1 protein-coding gene is annotated in these 1,294 nt (G+C 66.2%); it reads right to left on the bottom strand.

The window, feature by feature from the left end:
* Positions 1 to 238 precede the first annotated feature (238 nt).
* Entirely contained in the window at positions 239 to 1,294 is a 1,056-nt protein-coding gene (locus IVA80_RS19460) for an IS110 family transposase (protein WP_256467456.1), read from the bottom strand.

The following is a 1,294-nucleotide window of genomic DNA, read 5'->3' as shown; positions in this document are numbered from 1 at the left end:
AGCGCGACGACCGTGTTCCGGGCGAGGATTGGCTTCCGAAGTTTTCTGCAGCTCACTGCATCACCTCATATCCGGTCGGATCGTTTGATCCGTACCCACCTTCCGCATGCTTGCGGCGAGGAAGCCTGGCGAGGATGAGACCCATCTACAAAACGACGTTTGAAGCCCTAGGGTGGCACGGTCATCATCCATCCCGCACGGGACGCGGCGAGGCCGCGACGCGTGATGGCGGTTTGTTTTATGCCTTCATGATTGCCCCCTCAGGAACGAGGCCCGTGGTGAGATAGCGCCACAGCGCCACGATCAGCTTGCGGGCCAGAGCCACGATGGCGATGCGTTTGGCCCGCTTGCCGGCGTTGGCGGTGCGTGTGCGGAACCAGCGGCTGAGTGCGCTGTCGCCTTGATGGCGAAGCCACAGCCAGGCCAGTTCGATCGCCTTGGTGCGCGCCCGCCGATTGCCGGCCTTGCTGATGCCCTGCTCGCGATCGATGCCGCCGCTCTTCCAGGGACTAGGCGCCAACCCGCAATAGCTGGCGACCTCGCGCTGGTTGTGGAAGTCCTTGTAGAACACCTCGTCCACCAGCCCTGGGGTGAAGGCGGGGCCGAGCGCCTTGAGCCGCTGCAAGTTCGATCGCCGCTCCGCCATCGGCGCTGGAATGGGACAGGTCTGCACAGCCTGGGCCTGCTCCAGCGCCGCAAGCTGCTCCCGTACCATGGTCAGCCGCGCGTGCTCGCGCTTCACCTCGGCCAGCAGATGGGGCGGCAGCGGCTGCCCCTGCCAATCGCGCTGCTGCTCCAGAAAGGTGAGCCAGTCCCGTCGGCGCGGGTTGCCGACCGCCACGCCCAACAGACGCAGCAGCGCCTTGATCCGGTTGCCATGGGCCGTCTGCTCCTTGACCAGACGATCCCGTTCCCGGCTCCCTCGCCGGGTATCCTCTTCGGCCACGCTCGGAACGCGGACGATCCGGACCACCCGTGGCTCGCCCCGCAGATAGGCCATCAGGGTCCGCAGCATGAGCTCGCCGTCGATCCGATCCGTCTTCGCCCGCCGCGACCGCTGCTCCACCGCAATGCTGGCCGGATCGAACACGAAGTTGGTGATCCCGGCCGCTTGCAACAGCCGGTGCAGCCAAAAGCCGTCATAACCGGCCTCGTAGCAGCTCACCACCCGCGGCGGCGATCCGAGCTTCTCGGCCGCTCGCGCCTTGATCTTCTCGAGCAAGGCCAGCAGCCCGGCGTGATCGCCGCCCTCAATCTTGTGGCGTGAGATCCGGTCACGATCCGGACTGTGCAG

It is taken from the genome of Bradyrhizobium sp. 139 (assembly GCF_023074175.1).
Taxonomy (GTDB): Bacteria; Pseudomonadota; Alphaproteobacteria; order Rhizobiales; family Xanthobacteraceae; genus Bradyrhizobium.
This window is presented reverse-complemented; position numbering and strand designations above follow the sequence as displayed.